Origin of the sequence: Nocardioides stalactiti (assembly GCF_014180715.1) — a bacterium.
Lineage (GTDB): Bacteria > Actinomycetota > Actinomycetes > Propionibacteriales > Nocardioidaceae > Nocardioides > Nocardioides stalactiti.
This window is the reverse complement of sequence record NZ_JACEFC010000003.1, coordinates 46,736-67,999: the sequence shown is the minus strand read 5'-3', so window position 1 is coordinate 67,999 and position 21,264 is coordinate 46,736. Positions and strand designations below refer to the sequence as shown.

General features: G+C 66.1%; 23 protein-coding genes. 13 read left to right on the top strand and 10 right to left on the bottom strand.

What is annotated here, in order from left to right:
* Positions 1-11 precede the first annotated feature (11 nt).
* The gene (locus H0487_RS01290) at positions 12-839 is read left to right on the top strand and encodes an SDR family oxidoreductase (protein ID WP_183092415.1); all 828 of its coding nucleotides are present in this window, start codon (positions 12-14) and stop codon (positions 837-839) included.
* 66 nt (positions 840-905) lie between these two features.
* Here H0487_RS01290 and H0487_RS01285 read toward each other — a convergent pair whose 3' ends face one another.
* Both H0487_RS01285 and H0487_RS01280 read right to left on the bottom strand, forming a co-directional pair.
* Positions 906-2,279 carry a WS/DGAT/MGAT family O-acyltransferase gene (locus H0487_RS01285; RefSeq protein WP_183092414.1) on the bottom strand — a complete coding sequence of 458 codons (1,374 nt, stop codon included), beginning with the start codon at positions 2,277-2,279 and terminating at the stop codon, positions 906-908.
* A gap of 225 nt (positions 2,280-2,504) precedes the next feature.
* Entirely contained in the window at positions 2,505-3,728 is a 1,224-nt protein-coding gene (locus H0487_RS01280; protein WP_183092413.1) for a PucR family transcriptional regulator, read from the bottom strand.
* Positions 3,729-3,896: 168 nt separating this feature from the next.
* Here H0487_RS01280 and H0487_RS01275 point away from each other — a divergent pair, with 168 nt between their 5' ends.
* The 11 genes from H0487_RS01275 (at position 3,897) to H0487_RS01225 (ending at position 15,241) form a co-directional block, all read left to right on the top strand.
* Entirely contained in the window at positions 3,897-5,678 is a 1,782-nt protein-coding gene (locus H0487_RS01275) for a GMC oxidoreductase (RefSeq protein ID WP_183092412.1), read from the top strand.
* Positions 5,679-5,749: 71 nt separating this feature from the next.
* Positions 5,750-6,535 (top strand): MlaE family ABC transporter permease, encoded by a 786-nt coding sequence (locus H0487_RS01270; protein WP_220792973.1) that lies wholly within the window; start codon positions 5,750-5,752, stop codon positions 6,533-6,535.
* A gap of 1 nt (position 6,536) precedes the next feature.
* A complete protein-coding gene (locus H0487_RS01265) occupies positions 6,537-7,361 on the top strand; it encodes an MlaE family ABC transporter permease (protein ID WP_183092411.1) in 825 nt (274 codons plus the stop codon).
* A gap of 58 nt (positions 7,362-7,419) precedes the next feature.
* On the top strand, positions 7,420-8,559 hold the full coding sequence (locus H0487_RS01260) for an MCE family protein (RefSeq protein WP_183092410.1): 1,140 nt from the start codon (positions 7,420-7,422) through the stop codon (positions 8,557-8,559).
* Entirely contained in the window at positions 8,556-9,602 is a 1,047-nt protein-coding gene (locus H0487_RS01255; protein ID WP_183092409.1) for an MCE family protein, read from the top strand. Before H0487_RS01260 ends, H0487_RS01255 begins: the two co-directional genes overlap by 4 nt.
* On the top strand, positions 9,599-10,591 hold the full coding sequence (locus H0487_RS01250) for an MCE family protein (RefSeq protein ID WP_183092408.1): 993 nt from the start codon (positions 9,599-9,601) through the stop codon (positions 10,589-10,591). Before H0487_RS01255 ends, H0487_RS01250 begins: the two co-directional genes overlap by 4 nt.
* Positions 10,588-11,673, top strand: a complete 1,086-nt coding sequence (locus tag H0487_RS01245) for an MCE family protein (protein ID WP_183092407.1) — start codon at positions 10,588-10,590, stop codon at positions 11,671-11,673. Before H0487_RS01250 ends, H0487_RS01245 begins: the two co-directional genes overlap by 4 nt.
* Positions 11,673-12,863, top strand: a complete 1,191-nt coding sequence (locus tag H0487_RS01240) for an MCE family protein (protein WP_183092406.1) — start codon at positions 11,673-11,675, stop codon at positions 12,861-12,863. Before H0487_RS01245 ends, H0487_RS01240 begins: the two co-directional genes overlap by 1 nt.
* Positions 12,864-12,873: 10 nt before the next feature.
* On the top strand, positions 12,874-14,226 hold the full coding sequence (locus H0487_RS01235; protein ID WP_183092405.1) for an MCE family protein: 1,353 nt from the start codon (positions 12,874-12,876) through the stop codon (positions 14,224-14,226).
* Positions 14,223-14,714: an Rv1363c family protein gene (locus H0487_RS01230; protein WP_183092404.1), complete on the top strand. Its 492-nt coding sequence runs from the start codon at positions 14,223-14,225 to the stop codon at positions 14,712-14,714. The genes H0487_RS01235 and H0487_RS01230 overlap by 4 nt, the downstream gene beginning before the upstream one ends.
* Positions 14,711-15,241, top strand: a complete 531-nt coding sequence (locus H0487_RS01225; protein ID WP_183092403.1) for an Rv1363c family protein — start codon at positions 14,711-14,713, stop codon at positions 15,239-15,241. The genes H0487_RS01230 and H0487_RS01225 overlap by 4 nt, the downstream gene beginning before the upstream one ends.
* A 51-nt stretch (positions 15,242-15,292) precedes the next feature.
* Here H0487_RS01225 and H0487_RS01220 read toward each other — a convergent pair whose 3' ends face one another.
* The 6 genes from H0487_RS01220 to H0487_RS01195 all read right to left on the bottom strand — a co-directional run bounded on the left by H0487_RS01220 (position 15,293) and on the right by H0487_RS01195 (position 18,441).
* Positions 15,293-15,433, bottom strand: a complete 141-nt coding sequence (locus H0487_RS01220; protein WP_183092402.1) for a hypothetical protein — start codon at positions 15,431-15,433, stop codon at positions 15,293-15,295.
* Between the two features lie 28 nt (positions 15,434-15,461).
* The gene (locus H0487_RS01215) at positions 15,462-15,608 is read right to left on the bottom strand and encodes a hypothetical protein (RefSeq protein ID WP_183092401.1); all 147 of its coding nucleotides are present in this window, start codon (positions 15,606-15,608) and stop codon (positions 15,462-15,464) included.
* A 13-nt stretch (positions 15,609-15,621) separates the two neighbouring features.
* Positions 15,622-15,990 (bottom strand): hypothetical protein, encoded by a 369-nt coding sequence (locus H0487_RS01210; RefSeq protein WP_183092400.1) that lies wholly within the window; start codon positions 15,988-15,990, stop codon positions 15,622-15,624.
* Between the two features lie 141 nt (positions 15,991-16,131).
* The gene (locus H0487_RS01205; protein WP_183092399.1) at positions 16,132-16,485 is read right to left on the bottom strand and encodes an Abi-alpha family protein; all 354 of its coding nucleotides are present in this window, start codon (positions 16,483-16,485) and stop codon (positions 16,132-16,134) included.
* Between the two features lie 298 nt (positions 16,486-16,783).
* The gene (locus tag H0487_RS01200; RefSeq protein WP_183092398.1) at positions 16,784-17,989 is read right to left on the bottom strand and encodes a cytochrome P450; all 1,206 of its coding nucleotides are present in this window, start codon (positions 17,987-17,989) and stop codon (positions 16,784-16,786) included.
* Entirely contained in the window at positions 17,986-18,441 is a 456-nt protein-coding gene (locus H0487_RS01195) for a PaaI family thioesterase (RefSeq protein ID WP_183092397.1), read from the bottom strand. Before H0487_RS01195 ends, H0487_RS01200 begins: the two co-directional genes overlap by 4 nt.
* Before the next feature lie 274 nt (positions 18,442-18,715).
* On the opposite strand from H0487_RS01195, the gene H0487_RS01190 reads away from it, so the two are divergent.
* Positions 18,716-19,534, top strand: a complete 819-nt coding sequence (locus H0487_RS01190; protein ID WP_312855780.1) for a lysophospholipid acyltransferase family protein — start codon at positions 18,716-18,718, stop codon at positions 19,532-19,534.
* Positions 19,535-19,560: 26 nt separating this feature from the next.
* Here the strand turns inward: H0487_RS01190 and H0487_RS01185 are convergent, their stop codons facing one another.
* Both H0487_RS01185 and H0487_RS01180 read right to left on the bottom strand, forming a co-directional pair.
* Positions 19,561-20,220 (bottom strand): transglutaminase domain-containing protein, encoded by a 660-nt coding sequence (locus H0487_RS01185; RefSeq protein ID WP_183092396.1) that lies wholly within the window; start codon positions 20,218-20,220, stop codon positions 19,561-19,563.
* Positions 20,217-21,254, bottom strand: coding sequence for a BtrH N-terminal domain-containing protein (locus H0487_RS01180; protein ID WP_246382857.1), 1,038 nt, complete (start codon positions 21,252-21,254; stop codon positions 20,217-20,219). Before H0487_RS01180 ends, H0487_RS01185 begins: the two co-directional genes overlap by 4 nt.
* Between the last annotated feature and the right edge of the window lie 10 nt (positions 21,255-21,264).

Sequence of the window (21,264 nt, the reverse complement as noted above, 5' to 3'; positions counted from 1 at the left end):
GAACAGGCAATATGACGACGATGACGAGACCACGTGTGGTCGCCATCACTGGCGGCGCTCGCGGCATCGGCTTCCACACCGCCGAGGAACTGATCAGGCGCGGCCATCGCGTGGCGATCGGCGACATCGACGAGATCCAACTCAAGTCCGCTGCCAAGGACCTCAGGGTCGAGGTGGCGGTCCGGCTCGACGTGACTGACCCGAAGTCGATCAGCGCCTTCCTCGACGCCACCGAGGACGCGCTCGGCCCGATCGACGTGCTCATCAACAATGCGGGCGTGATGCCCACCGGTCATGCCCACGAAGAGGAGGACGAGGTCACGCGTCGACAGGTCGAGATCAACGTCCTGGGTGTCATCTTCGGCACGAAGCTCGCGCTTCAGCGGATGCTGCCGCGTCGGCAGGGCCACATCATCAACACGGCCTCCCTGGCCGGGGAGCTGCCCGTGCCGGGGCTGGCGACCTATTGCGGCACCAAGTTCGCCGTCATCGGATTCACCGAGGCGGCCCGGCTGGAGTACCGCAAATCGGGCGTCACCCTGTCCACGGTGCGGCCCACCTTCACCAACACCGAGCTGGTGTCCGGGACAACCGGGGCGAAGGGCATGCGCAACGCCGAGCCGCAGGAGATCGCGCAGGCCACTGCGGCGCTAATTGAGCGGCCGCAGCCGTTCGTTCGGGTGACGCGCGTGGCGGGTTCTCTGGTCGCAGCGATGAAGTTCGTGCCGGAGCGGATCGCAACCCGGCTCGGTGCGGTGCTCGGAACCGACACTGTTTTCCTCGACCGCGTGGACACCGCAGCTCGGCAGGCGTACGTGGAGCGAGTCAGCCGGAGCTGACACGAGCGGGCCTGAGCCTCCAAGCTGAACAGCAAGGACTTGCGCCGCTGAGGTCACCGCGCAGCGTCACCGCGACATGGACGCCCACTCCTCGCCCAGCAGCACAGCCAGCCGTTGCAGGTGGGGCACGGCCTCACGATCACCGGAGAAGCCGAAGTTCAGGGTGCCTGCATAAGACAACAACGTGATATTGAGCGCGGCCGCATCCAGCTGCAACGACGCGGGGTACATCGCCTCGAGACGACTCCCACGGAAGTACCTGTCCTCTTGTGGGCCGGGAACGTTGCTGACGATGAGGTTGAAGCTGAACGGGCCAGGCAGTGGCGCGCCCACCGCGGCGAGCCCCGCCTGCGCCAGCATCGGCGCGACGAGGAGGGCGGCGTAGGCGACGGCCGAGAGTGGCCCCATGCCCGCCAGCTGCGCCTTCGCCGCCCTGGTCGAGGCCACCACGGCAGCCAGTCGCTCGTGGGGATCGGCTAGGTCGGTGCCCAGTGAAGCCAGTACCGCGCCGAACACGTTGCCTCCGCCGGCGTCGCCGTCCCGCCGCGTACTTACTGGCACCAGCGCGACCAACGGCTTGTCGGGGAGCGCTCCCAGCTCGGTGAGGTAGGTGCGCAGCGCCCCGCCGACCAAGCAGAGGCTCACGTCGTTGAGAGAGGCACCGTGGCGCTTGCCGAGCATCCGCAGTCCGTCCAGGTCCAGCTGTTGGGTGGCGAAGCGCCGGCTTCGACCGATGCGGGTGTTGAGGATGGTCCGGGGCGCCTCGTGCGGCCGGATGAGGTCTGCCGATCCCACGGGCATCACCGCCCTGGTCGTGGCACTAATGAGCGACCTGGTCGAGCGCAGGGCGTCGACCATCGCGGTTCCCGCGCTCACGAACGGGGCCTTCGATCCCTGATCCCTTGACGGCCGCGCCGGAGCGTTGGCAGCGAAGAGAATGGGGGACTCGAGGTCGTCGGGGCTAGTGGACAGACTGCGCTGGAGTAGTTTCATGCCGGTGTAGCCGTCGACGAGGGCGTGGTGCATCTTGACAAACATGGCGAACCCTCCGTTGTCTAGCCCTTCGATGAGATGCATCTCCCAGGGCGGGCGGGAGAGGTCGATTTGACGACTGTGCAGCCTGGAGACGAGGGCACCGAGCTCCCTCTCGTCGCCGGGACTTGGCAGAGCCGAGCGACGAACGTGGTACTCGAGGTCGATGTCGTCCTCCACGACCCAGCGCTGCAGCGGCCCGGGACCGAGCCGCGGATGGGCTAGCTTCAGGTTCCAGGGACGGGCGACCGCGACTTCTGCCCGCACCTCGTCCGCCAACTCTGACAGATAGCGCTGACCAGGATTGGGGGGAGGGGAGAATCGCAACAGTGCTGCCACGTGCAGCATGGTGCGGGGGGTCTCCGCGGCGAGGAAGACCCGGTCGATGAGACCGATGCTCTGGCTCATGTGACTCCTGTCCTATAGAGCGCCATCAGGCTCCCACGTTCCAGCAGACGTCGTCTTGTGCACGAGTTCAGTCAAGTAGCGAGCAGCAGGGCCAACGCACAAGCGCCGGGCCGGTCGCCGTCGAAGGCTGGTCGACTCACGGAATCTGCGGAGAGGGGAAGCCCCGCCGGCGTCTATTGTGACCCGTTGCGCACACCACCATGTCGCGGTTGGTGGAGGGAGCGCCTATACGCGGTGGTAGAGGGCGTGGTGGTCGAGGGCGACCGAGAGAGCGGGGCTGATCTTGGCGATCGGGCGGTTAAGCAGTTCCTCGGCCTGTGCGATGCGGTAGCGGACCGTGTTCCGGTGCACGACGAGCAACCGAGAGGCTTCCTCGGCACTGCCTCCACTCGCGAGGAAGGCAATGAGGGTCTCGCGAATCCGGCACATGGATTCATCCTCGCGCGCCAGCGGGCCCAGTTGGCGCATGACGAAACGATCGACAGCGGGGCTGCAGCCGAGGAGGACGGGAAGCTCGACAGCGTCGTACCGGCTGAGCCAGGCCGCTGCGCCGGGGACGGCGACCTCGAGCGCCCCCTGTGCCTCGCGGTGGCTTGCGACAAAGCCACCGATTCCCGGGATGGAGGTGCCGATGCCAACCGACGCCTCGCCGGGACCGCTGGGGAGGCCCTCGAGCCTGGACAGGTCCAGCAGACCCTGCGTGGCGACCCACAGCCACAGCTGGCGGCCGCCCGGCTTGACGACGAGCGGGTGAGCAGACCCGGCCGCGCGTAGCAGGTCGGCGGCGAGCGGCTCGAGAGCCCCGGCCTGCTCCGCGTCGCCCACAGAGACCGCGAAAGCAGTGTGGTGGGCGGAGAACGGATAGCCGCCGAGTGCCCGAGATGCCTCGCGAGCATCGGTCAGCTGGCCGTCGAGTACTGCCTTGACGGATTCGAAGCGCTGAGCGGCCGCACCGGCGAGCACTCGGCCACGAGCCTCCTGATACAGGTCGATCGACGTGCTGACCGACTTGTCCAGCCAGACACCGGCGCGGTCCCAGAAGTAGACCAGCAGATCAGCGCGGTCGAACTCGGCCGAGGTCAGGCTTCCGATCAGATCACTGACGTAGTTCCACACTTCCAGCTGGGCGATCCGGTACAAGCGGACCAGTGTCTCGAGCGGGATCTGAAGCTCGGCCAGAAGTCCCGCCAGACGCCCGGCCTCCTCGACCAGATGAAAGTGCTGACGAGGCTGAACGAGATCGCTGAGGAAAGCTAGCCAGTGTTCCCGTACGGCATCCTGCACCCTGTCCTCGAGGCCGTCGATGATCCTGATGTCGGACACCTCGTCAAAGAGGGCCGCCGTCACCCGGTGCACCCAGGCCTCGAGCTGGTCCGGCTGCGCCTGCTCAGCGACATACTTCAGCAGCCAGGGCGCGATATCGGCGGGGAAAGCGTCCTTGCTTGCCATGTCGCCACCCTAGTTGCCCCCGGCTCCCTTTGTGCAAATGGACAAGGCCGTTCGTTGAGGTTGGCGGCACGCACGAGACGGTGACGGTCGTCACCTGATGAAGTTGAGGCCTCGTCTTGTCGCGGCCCTCGCGGCGGGGGCCGCTCGATTGCTCAGAAGAGGTTCGCCATGTCCGTCGACTCGCTCGACGACACCGCGTACGACGTGGTGGTCATCGGCTCCGGCTTCGGTGGCTCGGTGGCGGCACTCCGATTGACCGAGAAGGGGTATCGCGTCCTCGTGCTCGAGGCGGGCCGACGGTTCGAAGACCACCAGTTCGCCAAGACCTCTTGGGACGTGCGGAAGTTCCTGTTCGCGCCTCGGCTCGGGTGCTTAGGCATTCAGCGGATCCGGCTGCTGCGCGACGTGGTCGTACTGGCCGGGGCTGGAGTCGGGGGCGGATCGCTCGTCTACGCCAACACCCTCTACGAGCCCGCCTCCGACGCGTTCTACAACGACCCGCAGTGGGCACAGATCACGGACTGGAAGGCAGAGCTCGCTCCGCACTACGACCAGGCGAAGCGGATGCTGGGAGTTGTCGACAACCCCACCCTCACCGCGTCGGACGAGGTGCTCAAGGAGGTCGCCGACGAGCTGGGGTGCGGCGATACCTACCGGCCAACGCCGATCGGTGTCTGCTTCGGCGCCGAGGGCCACAAGGAGCCGGGTCGACCGGTGCCTGACCCGTACTTCGGAGGCGTCGGACCGGAGCGAAGGGGCTGCCTGGAGTGTGGCGAGTGCATGACGGGTTGTCGCCACAACGCGAAGAACACTCTTTTGAAGAACTATCTCTACCTCGCCGAACGAGCTGGCGCCGAGGTGCGCTCGCTGACGACGGTCACCGGTGTAGCGCCCCGTCCGGGGGGTGGTTACGAGGTAGAGCTCCACGCAACGGGCAGCAGTCGTCGGAGACGGACGTCGGTGTCGGCCGCGCAGGTCGTTCTGGCGGCTGGAACCTGGGGTACGCAGGAGCTGCTGCACGGCATGAAGCGCAACGGTGCCCTGCCTGGTCTGTCCGAGCGGCTGGGCTACTTGACGCGGACCAACTCCGAGGCGCTGTGCGCGTCGAGCGCCACGCTGCGCAACAGGCCCGCCTATGACTTCCACCACGGCGTTGCGATCACGTCCTCGATCCACCCCGACGAGGTCACGCACGTCGAACCCGTCCGCTACGGCGAAGGGTCGGGCCTGATGGGCCTTCTGCTGACGCTGATGACCGACGGGGGCGGAAGAGTGCCGAGGTGGCTGCGCTGGCTGGGGCAAGCAGCGCGCCACCCCGGCCTCCTACTGTCGACCTGGTTCGGGCTCGGCAGTTGGCCGCAGCGCACGATCATCGCGCTGGTCATGCAGACCCGCGACAACTCGATCACGGTCTTTCCAAAGCGAGGCTGGCTGTGGCGTCGCAAGCGCGTCCGCCTCACATCTCGGCAGGGGCATGGAGAGCCGAACCCGACGTGGATCCCCATGGGCAACGAGGTGGTCCGCTCGATCAGTCGGCGGATCGGCGGGGGCAGTTACGGCACGGTCGGCGAGATCTTCAACATCCCCATGACCGCGCACTTTCTGGGGGGATGTGCGATCAGCGAGTCGCCACAAACTGGCGTCATCGACCCCTACCACCGAGTCCACGGTCACCGTGGGCTCCACGTCGTCGACGGCTCCGCCATTTCCGCCAACCTCGGCGTAAACCCCAGCCTCACCATCACAGCGCAGGCCGAACGAGCGATGGCAGCCTGGCCCAACAAGGGGGAACGGGACCACCGCCCGGAGCCCGGAGGGGCCTACGTCCGGCTCCGAGCTGTCCCTCCAGCCCACCCCGTGGTCCCCCCGACCGCACCCGCCGCGCTGCGGCTTCCACTCCATGTAGTGCGGAGCCGCGGCCCAAAGGATCCCGAGGAGGTCTTTCGATGACGCTGGCTCCCGAGCGATCAGCAGCACCGCGACGGCCCGGGCCGGCTGGAATGTCAGAGGGCTCTCGGCAAATGGCCGCGGAAGCTCTGCGCGGCACACTGCCCTTCAAGGCGTTGTCCACCTTCGGCGACTTCTACTCGTTCGTCGGCAAGGTCTTCCGCACCATGTTCACCACCCGCTTCAGGTTCAGCGAGTTCATCTCCCAGGCCTGGTTCGTCACCACTGTCTCGCTGGGTCCGGCCCTCCTGGTGGCGATCCCGTTCTGCGTCGTGATCATCTTCCAGGTGAACCAGCTACTGATCCAGATCGGCGCGGTGGATCTCGCCGGAGCAGGGGCGGCGGTTGCCGTCGTGCGCGAGATCGGACCGATCGTGAGCGTGCTGGTCGTCGCAGGCGCGGGTGCTACAGCGATTTGCGCTGACCTCGGCTCCCGCAAGATCCGTGAGGAGATCGACGCAATGGTGACGCTCGGCATCGATCCGATCGAGCGTCTCGTGGTTCCCCGCGTCGTGGCCTCCACCCTCGTTGGCGTTGCCCTGAACGGAATCGTGACCGTGGTCGGACTCGTCGGCGGCTACTTCTTCTCCGTCGTGCTGCAGGGAGCGACTCCCGGGCTCTTCCTGTCCGACCTCACACTGCTCGTCGGCCTCGCCGACTTTCTCGCCTCTGAGGCAAAGGCCGCCGTTTTCGGCCTACTCGCAGGCCTAACGGCGTGCTACCTCGGACTCAACGCCAAAGGCGGACCCAAGGGGGTCGGCGAGGCCGTGAACCAGACCGTTGTCTTCGCCTTCATGCTCCTGTTCGCAGCCAACAGCGTGATCAGCGCCCTGTTCCTCCAGATCAAGCTGGGAGCTTGAGATGTCCCAGATCACCCAGTACCTGGCCAAGCCGACGACCTCGCTTCGCAATCTCGGCGACCAGCTCAGCTTCCACGGCGCCGCGTATGCACACATCCCCCGGGTGCTCAAGCACTACCCCAAGGAAGTCGTCCGGCTGCTGGCTGAAGTCTCGCTCGGTTCGGGTGCCTTGGCCCTCATCGGCGGAACCGTTCTCGTGATCGGCTTTCTGACGGCGGCGTCGGGCATCGAGGTGGGCCTGCAGGCCTACACGTCCTTCGACAATATCGGCGTCTCCACGCTCTCCGGCTTCTTCTCGGCCTACTTCAACACTCGCGAGGTAGCGCCCATCATCGCTGGCATTGCGCTCACGGCAACCGTCGGAGCTGGATTCACCGCGCAGATCGGCGCAATGCGCGTCAGCGAGGAGATCGATGCCCTCGAGGTGATGGCGGTGCACCCGGTTCCCTACCTCGTCACCACGCGCATCATCGCTGGGCTGATCGCCGTCGTCCCCCTTTTCGCGATCGCACTGATGATGTGCTGGCTCGCGACATACCTGGTGGTCACCGTCGGCTACGACCAGGCTCCCGGAACCTACATGCACTACTTCGACACCTTCCTCATCCCCGGGGACCTCTTTCTGGCGATGGTCAAGGTGGTCCTGATGGCTTTGGCCATCGTGTCGATCTGCTGCTACCACGGATTTCGCGCCTCGGGTGGGCCAGCAGGAGTTGGCCAGGCCGTCGGCAAGGCGGTGCGCTCTGCCCTGATCTGCACCATGTTCATCGACCTGATCTTCGCCATCGCCGTCTGGGGTGGCCCGTCTGTCCACATCGCGGGGTGAAGACAGCATGAGGACGACATCGACACGGCTCGGGATCGATCGCAAGGTCAGCTACGGAATGGTCTTCCTGGTGCTCATCGCACTTCTCATCGTCGGGACGATCGCGAAGTACCGGGGTGACTTCAAGGACTCAGTGGAGCTGACGGTCGAGTCCGACCGGGCAGGTCTCACGCTCGCTTCGGGGTCACCGGTCAAGTTGCACGGCGTCGAGATCGGTTCGGTCGGGGCGGTCGACATCGACGGCGACCGAGTGATGGTCACCCTGGAGATCGATCCAGACGAGCTCGAGCTGGTGCCGGCCGACGTGACCGCGCAGATTGTGCCACCGACCGCCTTCGGTGCGAAGTACGTCCAGCTGACACCGTCGGAGACCGCCGAGGGGGCAGAGAGCATCGAACCCGGCGCCGTCATCACGGCGGACCGGGTGACGGTGGAAGTGGATGAAGCCTTCACGAACCTGACGAAGGTTCTCGACGTGGCCAGGCCAGCAGAGGTGAACGCTGCACTCACCGCCGTCGCGGTCGCGATCGATGAGCGTGGTCAGCTCATCGGCGACCTGATCTCTCAGACCGACGCATACCTGCGGTCCTTCAACCCGTCCCTCCGGACGCTGAGTGCCGACCTCCAGGTCGCCGACGACGTCGCTGACGTCTACGCTTTGGCGCGGCCGGACCTGGTTGCCACGCTGAGCCAGGCAGGCACCGTGTCCCTCACGCTCGTGCGACAACAGGCCTCCCTCCGGGCGCTCGAGCGGAGCCTGGTGGGCTTCAGCGACGAGGCCGACACCCTGCTACGCAACTCGGAGAAGGGACTGGTCACCAGCCTGCGGTTGCTCGCACCGGTCACGCGCGTCCTTGACCGCTACTCGCCGGAGCTGCCGTGCATCGTCCTCGGCCTGGCCTCGGCGAACAAGCTCGCCGAAGATGCGGTGGGCGGCACACATCCTGGCATCACCACCATCACGCGCGTCGTCCCGGGACGCGATCCCTACACGTACACCGAGAACCTGCCCGAGGTGGGCGACGACCGCGGGCCGGCGTGCTACGGGCTTCCGTACGTCACCGAGACTGAAGCGCAACAGCCACCGCCAGCCTTCCAGGCAGGCGCGAACCCGTACGTCGGTCCTCAGCCCACGCCGGACCAGGCAGTCCTGGACACCCTGCTCGGCCTGATCAGAGGAGGAACTCAGCTGCAATGAGCAGGCAAAAGCATCAAGAGCGTCGAGACCTCGTCAAGTTCGGGGTGTTCCTCACGGTCGCCACTCTGTTCACTGTGTGGGTCGCGCTAGTGACAGGGGAAATACGTCCCGGCGAACGCGACACCTATCGGGCGGTGTTCAACGATGTCTCCGGGCTGACCGTGGGAGACGAAGTCCGCATCGCAGGAGTCGACGTCGGCAAGGTCACCGAAATCGATGTCCGGTCGGATAACACCGTCATGGTGACCTTTGAAGTCGGCAGCAGCCACCAGCTCACGACCGACACCAATGCGACAATCCAGTACCGGAACCTTATCGGCGACCGCATTCTCCAGCTTTCCCGCAGCAGCGACGACCCATCGTCCAGGAGTGAGTCGTTACCGGTTGGCGGCACCATTCCGGCCGAGCACACGGAGTCGGCGCTCGACCTCGACACCCTGCTCAACGGCTTCAAGCCACTCTTCGCCGGGCTCAACCCCAGCCAGGTCAACGAGCTGTCCGGTCAGCTCGTCCAGGTGCTCCAGGGCCAGGAGTCTTCGGTCGCAAACCTCGTGGACCACGTCGCTTCCTTCACCACCGCCATCGGTGACCGGGAGGTGTTGATCGGGCAGGTGATCGGCAACCTCAACAGTGTCCTTGGCACGCTCGACGCACGAAAGGACACAGTGGGACTGTTGATCGACAGGCTCGCTGCGCTTCTCGCAGGTCTCGACAAGCAGGACACTCAGATCCTCGACGCCGCAGCCCGGCTCACCGGCTTCGCCGATCGGACCTCGACCCTCGTCGCTCGCGTGCGGGGCGACCTACGGTCCGATCTCCAAGCCTTGCGGACGACCGCGCGAGGCATCAACCTCAACTCCTCAACCCTCGAGACCGTGCTGAAGAAGCTCCCCGTCCACTACCGCAAACTCCAGAACACCGCCTCTTATGGCAACTTCTTCAACTTCTTCCTCTGCGGCGTCCGCGTCGAGACCGGGATCACGGACAACCAGGCACTACTTACCCCGTGGATCTATTCCGACGCGCCGAGGTGCAAGCGATGAGCCGGAATCTGAGTCCTGATCGCCTTGCGCTGCGCGGCCTCGTCGGCACCTTGGCGCTGGTGCTGGTCGTCCTTGCGGCGATGAACTTCAACTCCCTGCCGCTCGTTGGAAATCGAGGTGTCATCAGCGTGGAGTTCGCCGAGGCCGGGGGCTTGAAGGAAGGCGACTCGGTGCTGATCTCCGGCGCCGAGGTAGGCAAGGTGCGCAACGTTGCCATCGAAGTCGATCACGTTGTCGCCGACCTGGTCATCACCGACGACTCCATCAAGCTCGGCGAGCGCACCGAAGCGCAGATCATCACCGTCACCCTGCTCGGCCGAGCTGCGGTGGAACTCGAGTCGCGCGGTTCAGGCGTCCTGGAAGCCGGCGACACCATCCCCGTGGATCGCACGTCCGCGCCGTACAACCTCACCAGCGCCCTCAACCAGCTCACAGAGACCACCGCCGAGATCGACAAGCAACAACTTGCGGCCGCGCTCGAGCAGGCGTCGAACAGCCTCAGAGCTGCCAGCCCGGACCTTGGCCCTGCGCTGGACGGCATCAGCTCGTTGTCGCAGGCGGTCTCGTCGAATGACGAAGAGCTGCGTTCACTGGTTGCTCGCGCGAGCGATGTCACAGCAGTCCTCGCCAGTCGTGACCGACAGATTGCAGCGCTGCTCGGGGCCGGTCGCTCGCTGCTCGCCGAGCTCGACCGGCGCCAACAGGTCGTGATCAGTCTTCTTGCTGGCGCTCGCGAGCTGTCGCAGCAGCTTCGCGTTCTGCTCGAGGACACCGACGACGTGCTGGGTCCGGCGCTCGACGAGCTGGATGGAGTGGTCGCGACTCTCAATCGCAACCGGGTGAACCTCAAAGCGACCATCACCGGCCTGCTGGGCTACGCCACCGGATTCAACGAGGCCGTCGCAACCGGACCATGGTTTGATGCCTATATCCAGAACCTCACGTCGCCGACCACATTGGCACCCATCCTGTCCGGGGTCATGCGATGAACTTCTTCCGAGGTCAGTTCCTGAGCGTGCGCCGCGTCGTCACCCTGGTGGTCGTTGCCGCGGTGATCCTCGGCGCCCTCGCGTGGAATCGGGATGCGAGTGCAACCACGGTTCACGCCTACTTCTCCAGTGCCGAAGGCCTGAACGTCGGTGACGAGGTGAAGGTGCTGGGGGTCAGCGTCGGTGAGATCACCGCTATCGAGAACAAGTCCGAGGGCGTCTACGTGACGATGACGGTCGACTCCGACCAACCGCTCCCGGCAGACGCGCGCGCCGCCATCGTCTCGCCGAGCCTGGTGAGTGGTCGGTTCGTGCAGTTCGAGCCTGTCTACACCGGTGGGCCGAAGCTGAAGGACGGCGCCACCATCGAGCTCGGCAGGACCGCAGTGCCGGTGACCTTCGATGACGTGAAACAACAGCTGACCGATCTCGCAACGACACTCGGGCCGCAGCGGGGCGCGAGGCGGGGCCCGCTCGCCGACGCCATCGTCGCGATCCAGCGAGGGCTGGACAACGGCAGGTCCATCGACCTGCGCCGAGCCATCACCGAGCTCCAAGACGCCGCAACTGCCCTTTCAGACGGTCGATCCGACCTGTTCAGCACGATCGAGAATCTGAACAGCTTCACGAAGAACCTCGCGCTGAACGATGCGGCCTTGCGTGGCTTCACGTCCGAGCTCGACGACGTCAGCGGTGTCCTGGCCGCCAACCGCTCCGATCTCGGCGGCGCTCTACGAGACCTCGCGTCGGTCCTGAATGTCGTCGAAGACTACTTCGATCGGCATCGCGGGCGGATCCGGAACGCGGTCACCGACCTCAACGTGCTCGCCGCAACCTTGGCCGATCGGTCCAACGAACTCGCGGGGATCCTTCACGTCGCGCCCTTCCCCATCATCGGGCTGAGCAACACCGTCCAGGACCAGGCCATCACCGGCCGTGCGACGTTGTCCGGCCTAGACAACGTCGCAGAGCTGGTCTGCGGCGCGATCCTCGGGGCGGGCGGAACCAGTGAGCAGTGCACCACCGCGCTGCAGCCGCTGCTCGGCCTGCTCGGTGTCACTGGAGTCGGGGGAACCTCGTGATGAGGACGGATCTGGTGATGAAGGGATGCCGCTGGATCGCCGTGTGGTCCATGGTGACCGTCCTCGGATCTGCATGCGCGATCCAGCCGAACGACAACACGCTCCCGGGCCAGGTGGCTGTCGGGGACGACGGCTACACGATCGAGGTGCACTTCGACCAGATCGAGAACCTGGTCCCCAACTCCACGGTGCAGAAGGACAACGTGGTGATCGGCACTGTCGGCGCGATCGAGGTCGACGGATGGGAGGCGGTCGTCCACCTCCACCTGCTCGACAGTGTTCGCCTGCCCGTCGACGCAGTGTTCTCCATCGGACAGAAGACCCTGCTCGGCGCCCAGTACGTCGAAGTATCGTCGGCGGCGGAGTCGCGCGCCTTCGCCAACCGGGAAGCGCTGTCCGATGGCGACGTGATCGGAGTGGAGCAGACGGGGACGTATCCCGCCACGGAGCAGGTCCTGGGCGCGGTCGCCCTCCTGCTGAACAATGGTGGGCTCTCACAGATCAGCACCATCACAGGAGAGCTGTCCACCGCGCTGCGCGACAAGGTTCCCGACACCAGGGGCCTCATCCGGGGGGCGAACGACCTTCTCGCGGTGCTCGACGCCAATCGCGGCGAGATCGTGTCGGCGCTGGAGTCCCTCAACGACCTGAGCGCGGGCCTGCGCGACGATCGGCATTCGATCGCCACCGCCATCGATCGGATCGCCCCAGGTCTGAAGGTGCTGGAGGACGAGAGAGCGCGGTTGGTGGAAGCGCTGACGCGCGCCGGCCTCGCTGGGGATCGCGCCGTGCGGGTGATCCAGGCGAGCGAGCCTGCATTGCTTGCCAACCTCGACTCGCTCGGGCCGATCCTGACCAACATCGGAAAGGTGAGCGAATCTCTGCCGGAGGCCCTGAAGATCGCGATCACCATTCCATTCCCGGCCATGACGACCACGGAAATCCTCCGCGGTGACTACGCGAACCTCTTCGCCACCCTGGACCTCGGCGCCACGGGTCTCGCAGACGTCTGGCTAGGAGGTATCCCACCCGCCTTGCAGGCAGGGGATCCGCTCGAGGATCCGTTGGTGGTCGATCCGGAGGATCAGCCGACTGGGCGGGGTGACGACACCGGTGGCGAAGACCCCACTGCTCCCGCGCCCGACGAGCCGGACGACGCGTGCATGCTCCAGCTCCTCGGACTCTGTTAGGACTACCCGGATGTTGCTCACTCCTCTGATCAAGCGCCAGCTGAGAATCTTCGCCGTTGTTTCCGTGGCGGCACTCGGGCTTGCCTTCATCCACTACGCACGTGTGCCAGCGATGGTCGGCATCGGTGTCTACGACGTGACCGTCGACTTCAAGGACGCCAGCGGTCTCTATCCTCGAGCTGCCGTGACGTACCGCGGGGTCGAGGTAGGTGTCGTGTCCAACCTCGACGTCACCGCCGAGGGTGCTGTCGCCACTCTCCGGATCGACAACGGGACAGACATTCCGGCAGACGTGTCGGCCGAGTTGCACAGCACCTCGGCCATCGGTGAGCAGTACGTCGACCTCGTCGATTCCGAGAGCGTCCCTGCCGGCGACGGCGGCGCCGCCGACGGTGGCGGCCTACTTTCGGACGGAGCGGCGATCCCGCAGGAGCGGGCGATCGCGATGCCGCAGATCACACCGGTCCTCGACTCGGTCAACCGGCTGCTTGAGTCGGTTCCTCGCAAGGAGACGAAGGCCGTCCTCGACCAGGTCAACGAGGGGCTTGGGGGGAGCGGCCCCGAGCTCCGGGAGTTGATCGACTCGTCGGGGAAGCTGTTAACGGAGGCGCAGACCCAGATCGATGCGACGACGTCGCTAATCGCCTCCCTCCAACCCGTCCTCAACACACAGGTGGCGGTCGGCCCGCGGACCAGGTCCTATGCCGACTCCCTCAACGACGTCACCGCCACGCTCTCCGCGAGCGACAGCGCGGACTTGAGGGAGTTCCTGCGAAACGCTCCGGGCGGACTCGACGCGGCGACGGCAACGGTCGCTGACCTGCAGCCGGTGCTGCCGATGATGCTGGCCAACCTCACGACCAACGCACAGGTCTTGAACGCCTATCTACCAAACGTCCGGCAGATCCTGGTGCTCTATCCCTCGCTCGTCGCACGACTGCAGTCAGCGGTCAACCCGCGAGCCGGCTTGGGTGACGTTCAGCTCGACCTTCGCGCGGCTCTGAACGATCCGCCGACCTGCCAGAGCGGATACTTGTCTCCCGAGCAGCGCCGCAGCCCGTCCGTCGCCACGACCCGCGACGTCAATAGGTTGGCGCACTGCGAGATCGCGCCGGCGGACTCGACGGCGGTGCGCGGGGCGCGCAACCTGCCGTGCCCGCAGTCGCCGGCTCGCGGCCCGCTGCCGAGCTCGTGCGGTCTCAGCTTCCGTGGGGGAGTGTGGCCCGATTCCAGTGGGACGGTGGCCTACGACCTAGCCGTGGGCAACGAGGACGGATCCGTGGACCCTTCTGCTGACGCCAGCGACTATGACGAGGGCGATCTGTGGAAAATCCTGGTCCTAGCGCCACTGGCGGCGCGATGAAGCGGCCGGTTCGCCCGTCATGGACAACGATCGCCGTCGGCTTGGTCGTCTTGGGGCTGCTGGCCTTCTCGGTGGAGGGGGGGATGTCATGGCGAGAAGTGCGCAGCAATGAGGCAGACGAGCGCGCGGCCTCGGCAGCTGCCGTTACCCAGGTAGAGCAACTCGTCGGAATCAGCGGCTCGACCGCCGTCGAGGACATCGAACGACTTCTCGACGGCGCCACCGGTGACTTCCATGCCGAACTGGAGAGTCAGATCAAGCGATTGCAGCAGGTCCTCGCCGACAGCAAGGTCAAGGCAACCGGGGAGGCAGTCTCGACCGGTGTTGTCACCCTGACCGACGACAAGGCGTCGGTCATCGTCGCTGCTTCTGGCACGGTGCAGAACAAAGACACCGACAAGGCCGAACCTCGGAACTACCGGCTCAAGGTGGACCTCGTGAAGATGGACGGTCGATGGCTGATTTCCGGATTGGAGTTCGTGGCATGAGCGACGCCACGGACGAGGAGAACATGCCCGGAGGCGCCGCCTCCGCGGTGCCGCGATGGGTTGGCAAACGACGGTTCGTGGCCGCTGGCTTGCTCGTCGCATCGATGGGCGGTGCCGCATTCCTGGGGATGCAAGCGCATCGGGCCGAGGCAGACGCCGACGCTCGAAGCGAAGCCCTCAGCTCGGCCGAAGAGCGGGTTCCTGAGCTGCTGAGCTACGAGAGCTCGACGCTCGACGACGACCTTGAGCACGCGTTGGCCCAGACCACCGGGGACTTCGCCGAAGATTACGGCACCATTCTCGAGGACGTGGTGAGACCAGAGGCCCGAGCTCGGAAGATCAGCACCTTGGCCGAAGTCACCGCTGCCGGAGTCGTGCGCGGTGACCGCGACCGGGTCGTCGTACTGGTGTTCTTGACCCAGACCACCACGACCCGCGGCAGGCAGTCTGTTTCAGGCAGTCGGGTCGAAGTCACCATGGCTCCGGAGGACGACGGCTGGAAGATCGCTGGCCTCAAGCCTGTGTGAGGCCACTGCCAGGGTCGGAGCACAGGTAGGACACCTCAGTGGCCGAAGTGCTCAATGACCTGGACCTGGATCCGCCGACGATGCCGCCACTGCTCGTCTTCCTTGAAGACCGGCCCCGAGGACGGCGCCGACGGAGATCATCGGCAGGATCGAGTCGTACTCGACGTTGTCGAGCTGGCCCACCTTCTCCACGATTGTGCCCTCGAGATCGATGACGCTCTCATGGTGTAGTTCTGTGGGTCGCCGGGGTGTCGGGCAGCCGGTCGATCCCCAGCTGCGCAGCGGTCTCCTTCATCTCGCGGTAGCGGGTGCTGCCGATCACGAGCGACACCAGTGGGGTGGCGAGGCCCGTCTGGGCATCGATCACCGAGCTCACCTCCTTAGCGATCGGGGAGTCGAGTTTGTCGCCACTGCTCCCCTGGAAGGTGAACAGCCGAGGTAGCGTGTGGGTTCGAGCGGCCGGAAGGGCATGTTGAGCGCGATGTTGTCGCTGACGACGCCGAAGCCGATCGCCGGCATGATCCACGGCTAGTGGAAGACGCCCAACGCGGGACCATCTCGACCAGGCCGATGCCGAACCCGAAGCAGATGCCGCTGCGGCGCACGAACGCCGTCGCGTCGGTGCTGAGCGACCGCAGCAGGTCGTTGAGCTTGTCCTCGTTGCGAATCTGCGTCGTGACCGCGAGGAACTGGACGTCGACGTAGCGGCTGAGGTCGCTGCGAATGTCCTTCATCAGGCGTTCGCCCACCTTCGGCGCCTGGCTGAGCACGCGTGCCTGGATCGCGCGGCGGCCGGCCTCGGGCAGCGAGTCCCACAGACCGGGGCGGATCTGCTCGGCGAGCTCGGGCGTGATAGGTGCGATCGCCTGGACCAGCGGCTAGCGCAGCTGCTAGAGGACGTTGGTCTCGGCCATCACGATCTCGTAGTCCTGCTTCATCGAGGCGTGCTCCGGTCCCTGCTCGACCAGGCCCAGCGAGAGCAGATGCGACACGTAGGTGGCCGGTTCCATCGCCGGTAGCGCGAGGTTGGCGGTCGGGCCAACCAACGCGGCGTTATCGAGCTGGACCTTCCCGGGGCCCCGGGTCGCGGACCGGTCGCGGACCGTCACCAGAGGTGAGGCGGAGACGTCGGAGAGGGCGTTGATGATCCGCGCCTCGTCGGGGACGCGCTGGTCGTCGATCAGCCGGTGGAAGAGCTCGCTCTGACCGCCGCCGGTGCGCTGGTCGAGGGCTCGGTCGAGCAAGCTCTGCTCTTCTGGTCGAGCGATGCGGCCGGCCGCGGACCCTCGAGCTCGCGGGGCGCGTTCCTGGGGACGGCGATACGGCTGCTGAGCAGGGCGCATCGACTGCTGCTCGGTCCAGCTGGCCGCCTGGATCCTCGTCATCGCCGCCTCCACCGCCCCGGAGAACACCCCGACCGTGCGCGCGTGCAGGCGTCCCGGCGTCAGAGCCCGAGTGGTTCGGTTGTCGGACTCCCCGAGCTCTCTGATGATCTTCGGGCACTCGCCTCCAGGCCGCTGGTCCTTTGGGGCCGTCAAGTGATCACGTCGCGACGGGCAGCTCCAGCAGCCCGCGGAAGGTGAGGCCGGGGCGCCATCGTGCCGGCGCGCTCGCCCGCAGGGCGGGGAAGCGGGCGAGCAAGCGCGGGAAGAGCAATCGGCCCTCGAGCCGTGCGAGAGGAGCGCCCAGGCAGTAGTGGATCCCGGCACCGAACGCGAGCGATCCGCTGTCGGGTCGGCCTAGATCGAGTCGGTGGGGATCTTCGAACCGTGCGGGGTCACGGTTGGCGGCGCCGATGAGGAGCAGCACCATAGTTCCGGGTGCGATGGGGACACCGTCAAGGTCGGTTGCCTCCATCGCGGTTCGGCCATCGGTCTGGATGGGCGCATCGAATCGGAGCAGCTCATCGATCGCCGTGAGCGAGAGATCAGGGTTGCGCCGCCAGCGGTCAGCCTGGTCGGGATGGTCAAGGAGCGCTGCGGTTCCGTTGGCGATGAGGTTGGTCGTCGTCTCGAACCCTGCGGCGAAGAGCAGCATCGCGGTGCCGACGCATTCCTCTTGGTCGAGTGCGCCTGTGTCACGATTCGTGGCCAAGCGCGACAGGAGGTCGTTTGTCGGACGCCTGCGCTTCTCGTTCAGTAGGTCGCCGAAGTAGTCCGCTAGTTGCGCCTCTGCACGTGCGGCGGCTTGCATGCCGGCGACGTCCGCAGCAGGCTCGAGAGGGATGAGGAGATGACGAACCAGAGGTGCGGCGACAAGTCGGTCGGCTGAGGGAACTCCGAGCAGGTCCCCGATCACCGCTACCGGCAGCGGCAGGGCAAGGTCTGCCACGATGTCACAGCCCTGCCTCTCCTCGATCTGGTCGAGCAGCGTGTCTGTCGTGGACGCGACCCGCGCCTCCAGATCCGCTACGTGCCGCGGCGTGAAGACGTCCGAGACGAGTCGGCGGAGGCGCGTGTGGTGGGGCGGGTTCTGGAAGAGCATGGTGCGACGCAGGCGGGACAGCGTGGTCTGTTGGAGCTCTGGCGGCACGGGGTTGAGTTGAAACCCGAGTGACTCGTCGGCTTTGCCGAGGCGCGGGTCGCGAAGTGCCTGAGTGCAGGCGCGCCAACTGGAGAGGACCACGGTTCCGCTGGAAGCGATGAGGACGGGGGCCGTGGTACGGATCCTGTCGTAACCCAGGTAAGGACCGGCAGCGCCGTGGTCGTCCAGAAGCACGGATGCAAGCAGCTGGTCGGTCTCGCTCATGGGGCCGGCGGGGGCGAGAAGTGCGAGCGATCGACGGTCACGAAGGTTGCCTTGGCTGTTCCGTGAACGGTGCCGTCCGGTGCATCCACTTGTGCGGCGACGTGGAGTCGTCGCCCAGATCGATCGTTGATCGAAGCCGTGAACACGTAGTCCTGGTGGAGCCGGACTGGTCGGAGGTATTCCACGGTGAGGGACCGGGTGACGGCAAGTTGTCCCACGCTGTAGAGCAAGAATCCGAACAGGTCGTCGAACGCCGCCGCGACCAAGCCTCCGTGCGCGATCCCGGGTGCGCCAGTCTGGCGATCGTCGAAGCGGTGGACCGCGCGGACACCGGCTGCCGAGTTTTCGACGCGAAGACCTAGGCCAGCAGGGTTGTCGGGTCCGCACCCGGCGCATGTAGCGGAGTGCGGAGGGAGGAGCTCGCCTTCGGCTGCCGGCGAGGTGTCCTTCATGAGGCGAACCCAGCTGTCGAGGTCCGTGCCGTTCGCACTTGTCGAGCCTGGGAGGAGGCACTGCTGCTGGGGAAGGTCAGGCACTGGTTGTCATCCTCGTCGGTAGTGGTTGCGAGCGAGGCAGAAGACCGCCCGTCGAACGTGGTCCGGTAAGAACCAGCGGACGCATCCTCATCACCCGATCCGGCACGTCGATCCTGCTCCAGAGCACGTCGGACCAGGGGGCGAGCGGACAGGGCCAATGTGAAACAGAAGGGTCAGGTTTGTCAACGAGGTGAACATTACATCGGAGTATGTCTATGATCTGCTCATGCCGGTCCATGGTGATTCCGTTCGGTCCCGGAAGGCCGTGGCTGCGCATGGTCCCCATGGGCATGACAAGGAACGTCGTGGCGTGCCGTGGTGGGTGGCGATCACCGTGATCAAGCCAATACTCGTGGTGGTGCGGCGACGAGATTGGAGAGGTACGGAGCTGCTACCCGGGTCCGGCGGCGTGATCCTTGCTGCTAATCACGTCTCGCACGTCGACCCGCTGTTGCTGAGTGAGATGGTCCTGGCCCAGCGCCGTGTCCCGGCGTTTCTCGCCAAGTCGGCCCTCTTCGATCGTCGGCTAGTTGGCTGGTGGTTCCGGTCGGCTGGTCATATCGCGGTCGATCGAGAGGAAGGTCGTCAGGGGTACGACGCTGCACTCGCCGCCGTCCGCAGCGGCCGAGTGGTCCTGGTCTATCCCGAGGGGTCGATTACGAAGGCCGACGATGGATGGCCCATGGCTATGAAGAACGGCGCAGCGCGTTTGGCCTTGGAGTCGGGCGCGCCGCTTCTCCCGGTGGCTCAGTGGGGAGCGCAGGAACTGCTGCCGGCCTACAGCAAGCGTCCGCACCCCTTGCGCCGTCCGCGAGTGCTGATCGAGATCGGCCCGCCGGTCGACCTGGATGATCTTCGCGGGGGTGGCTCAGTGCACGAGGCGGCCAGTGAGGGCACGCGCCGACTCTTCGAGGCAATCGTGGGCATGTTGGAGCGGGTGCGCGGCGAGGGTCCGCCCGTTCGGTTGAGGCCCGCAGAACCCAGCGAACCATCGCCGCCGGAGGTGTAGAACGCAACCTCCGCGGGGGCGTGGTGTCAGCCTTCGACGGGCGAGAAGGTGTCATCCTCGCCCCTCGGGTAGAGCATGCCCCCATACGTCGCCCGAAGGGCTTCCATGACTTCGGTGAAGGGGAGGTCGGCGAAGACGCCTCGCTCTCGCACGTACTCCATGTGCCTGCGGCCCGCGCCGTCGTACTGGTGCAGGAGGGCGTCCTTCGTGCCGTCGAACTCGAGTGGTGCGACGCCGAACCGTTGGCACAGCTCGCCGTTGAACGCCGGTGAGGCCTTGCGCCACTGACCCCCGACGTACATCTGCACCCAGCCGTGATAGACGAACAAGTCCGTGCCCATCAACGTGAGGAGCTTGGGACTGGAAAGGTGGTTGCGAACATCGGAGAAGCCCAACATCGCAGGGATCTCGACCGCGCGCGCCGCCGCCGCCAATGCGACGGCCTTCGGGACGCACCACGCCGACTCTGAGGTCAGGATGGCGCTCGCGCGGTACTGCTCGGGATCTGCCGAGAGGCTATACGGGTCGTAGCGGAGGCGGTCCCGCACGGCTGCGAACAGCCGACTTGCGCGTTCGCGGTCATCGGACGCGCCCGAGGTCACCGAGCGGGCGAAATCGACGACCGCCGGATGATCGCTGTCGACGTACGCGCTTGGCTGGATGCTTTCAGGTGGCGGAAGGGTCACCGCGACAACCTCGCCCGTTGCAACGAGAGCGCGGCGGCGTCCAACGCCTCCGCCAACGCTGACTCCAAGCCCGGCAACACCTGGGCCGCAGAGCCGGCGTCCCTCCACCGCTCATCGACGGAGCAATCCTTGCTCCAGGCCAGGTGCGCCACCTCGGTCCATGCCCGCGCGCAGTTCCTGGCTGCCGTCGCCAGGTGGTTCACGTCGCGATTACCTAGGTGCTCGGCGATCTCCGCGGAACCGCTCGCCAGGAGCCGCCGGAACAGGCCCCCTCCGGTGCCGGCCTTCTCGATGAAGGCTCCCAGTCCGAGCAGCACGACATGGAGCTCGTCGTTGGCGAAAAGCTGGCGCCAGGTCAGGATGTCAGAGGCGAACAGTTGCGCCGCTTCGAGACCCCTGGCCCCCACCATGCCAGTGTCGACAGCTGCGATGACGGAGCCGGACGAGCCGCGCATGGTCGCGGCTGCCTGAGCGAAGGCGTCTCCAGCGACCTCTTGGAGCGGAGGCACGGCGGCGGGCCAGGCGATGTCGTAGAGGGTGTGCCTGGTCGGCACGGGGAAGGACGTCGATGCACGTGCGCGTGCCAATGCGTCGTAGGGGACCTCTTGGACTTCCTCGCGGTCGTTGTCCACGACGAACGCGATCCGGCGGTCGTTGTCGTACCCGATGATCACGATGTCGTGACGGCTCATCTGCAGGCGGACGCGGAGGTAGGGGAGTTCGCCGATGTCCCCCCACGCCATGACCGGCTGGCCGTCGTCGATGCGGTCGCGCACCCAGGTCCAGCCGAGGTCGGCATCATCTGTGGAATGCATCGAGACCGTTGCTCCAAGCCGCTTCGGCAGATCGACCTCGAGATCGCCTCCTCGGCCGACGAGATAGATCGGTGGCACCATCTCGCCGGTACGTGCATAGGCGATGTCGAGCGCCCCTCCCAGCGCGAAGACCATGCCCTCGCTTGGAGGTTCGCCCCACCCCAATCCAGCCCAGTGCATCAAGTCACGCAAGGCACCTGACCCGCAGTGACCGCCCATCCGATGCGGA

Bases quoted from the DNA above. Each gene is read 5' to 3' on its own strand.
- H0487_RS01275 (WP_183092412.1), top strand. From the start codon at position 3,897: ATGTCCGTCGACTCGCTCGACGACACCGCGTACGACGTGGTGGTCATC.
- H0487_RS01180 (WP_246382857.1), bottom strand. From the start codon at position 21,254: ATGGGCGGTCACTGCGGGTCAGGTGCCTTGCGTGACTTGATGCACTGG.
- H0487_RS01235 (WP_183092405.1), top strand. From the start codon at position 12,874: ATGTTGCTCACTCCTCTGATCAAGCGCCAGCTGAGAATCTTCGCCGTT.
- H0487_RS01285 (WP_183092414.1), bottom strand. From the start codon at position 2,279: ATGAGCCAGAGCATCGGTCTCATCGACCGGGTCTTCCTCGCCGCGGAG.
- H0487_RS01240 (WP_183092406.1), top strand. From the start codon at position 11,673: ATGAGGACGGATCTGGTGATGAAGGGATGCCGCTGGATCGCCGTGTGG.
- H0487_RS01265 (WP_183092411.1), top strand. From the start codon at position 6,537: ATGTCCCAGATCACCCAGTACCTGGCCAAGCCGACGACCTCGCTTCGC.
- H0487_RS01230 (WP_183092404.1), top strand. From the start codon at position 14,223: ATGAAGCGGCCGGTTCGCCCGTCATGGACAACGATCGCCGTCGGCTTG.
- H0487_RS01270 (WP_220792973.1), top strand. From the start codon at position 5,750: ATGGCCGCGGAAGCTCTGCGCGGCACACTGCCCTTCAAGGCGTTGTCC.
- H0487_RS01200 (WP_183092398.1), bottom strand. From the start codon at position 17,989: ATGAGCGAGACCGACCAGCTGCTTGCATCCGTGCTTCTGGACGACCAC.
- H0487_RS01250 (WP_183092408.1), top strand. From the start codon at position 9,599: ATGAGCCGGAATCTGAGTCCTGATCGCCTTGCGCTGCGCGGCCTCGTC.
- H0487_RS01260 (WP_183092410.1), top strand. From the start codon at position 7,420: ATGGTCTTCCTGGTGCTCATCGCACTTCTCATCGTCGGGACGATCGCG.
- H0487_RS01225 (WP_183092403.1), top strand. From the start codon at position 14,711: ATGAGCGACGCCACGGACGAGGAGAACATGCCCGGAGGCGCCGCCTCC.
- H0487_RS01290 (WP_183092415.1), top strand. From the start codon at position 12: ATGACGACGATGACGAGACCACGTGTGGTCGCCATCACTGGCGGCGCT.
- H0487_RS01245 (WP_183092407.1), top strand. From the start codon at position 10,588: ATGAACTTCTTCCGAGGTCAGTTCCTGAGCGTGCGCCGCGTCGTCACC.
- H0487_RS01255 (WP_183092409.1), top strand. From the start codon at position 8,556: ATGAGCAGGCAAAAGCATCAAGAGCGTCGAGACCTCGTCAAGTTCGGG.
- H0487_RS01280 (WP_183092413.1), bottom strand. From the start codon at position 3,728: ATGGCAAGCAAGGACGCTTTCCCCGCCGATATCGCGCCCTGGCTGCTG.
- H0487_RS01195 (WP_183092397.1), bottom strand. From the start codon at position 18,441: ATGAAGGACACCTCGCCGGCAGCCGAAGGCGAGCTCCTCCCTCCGCAC.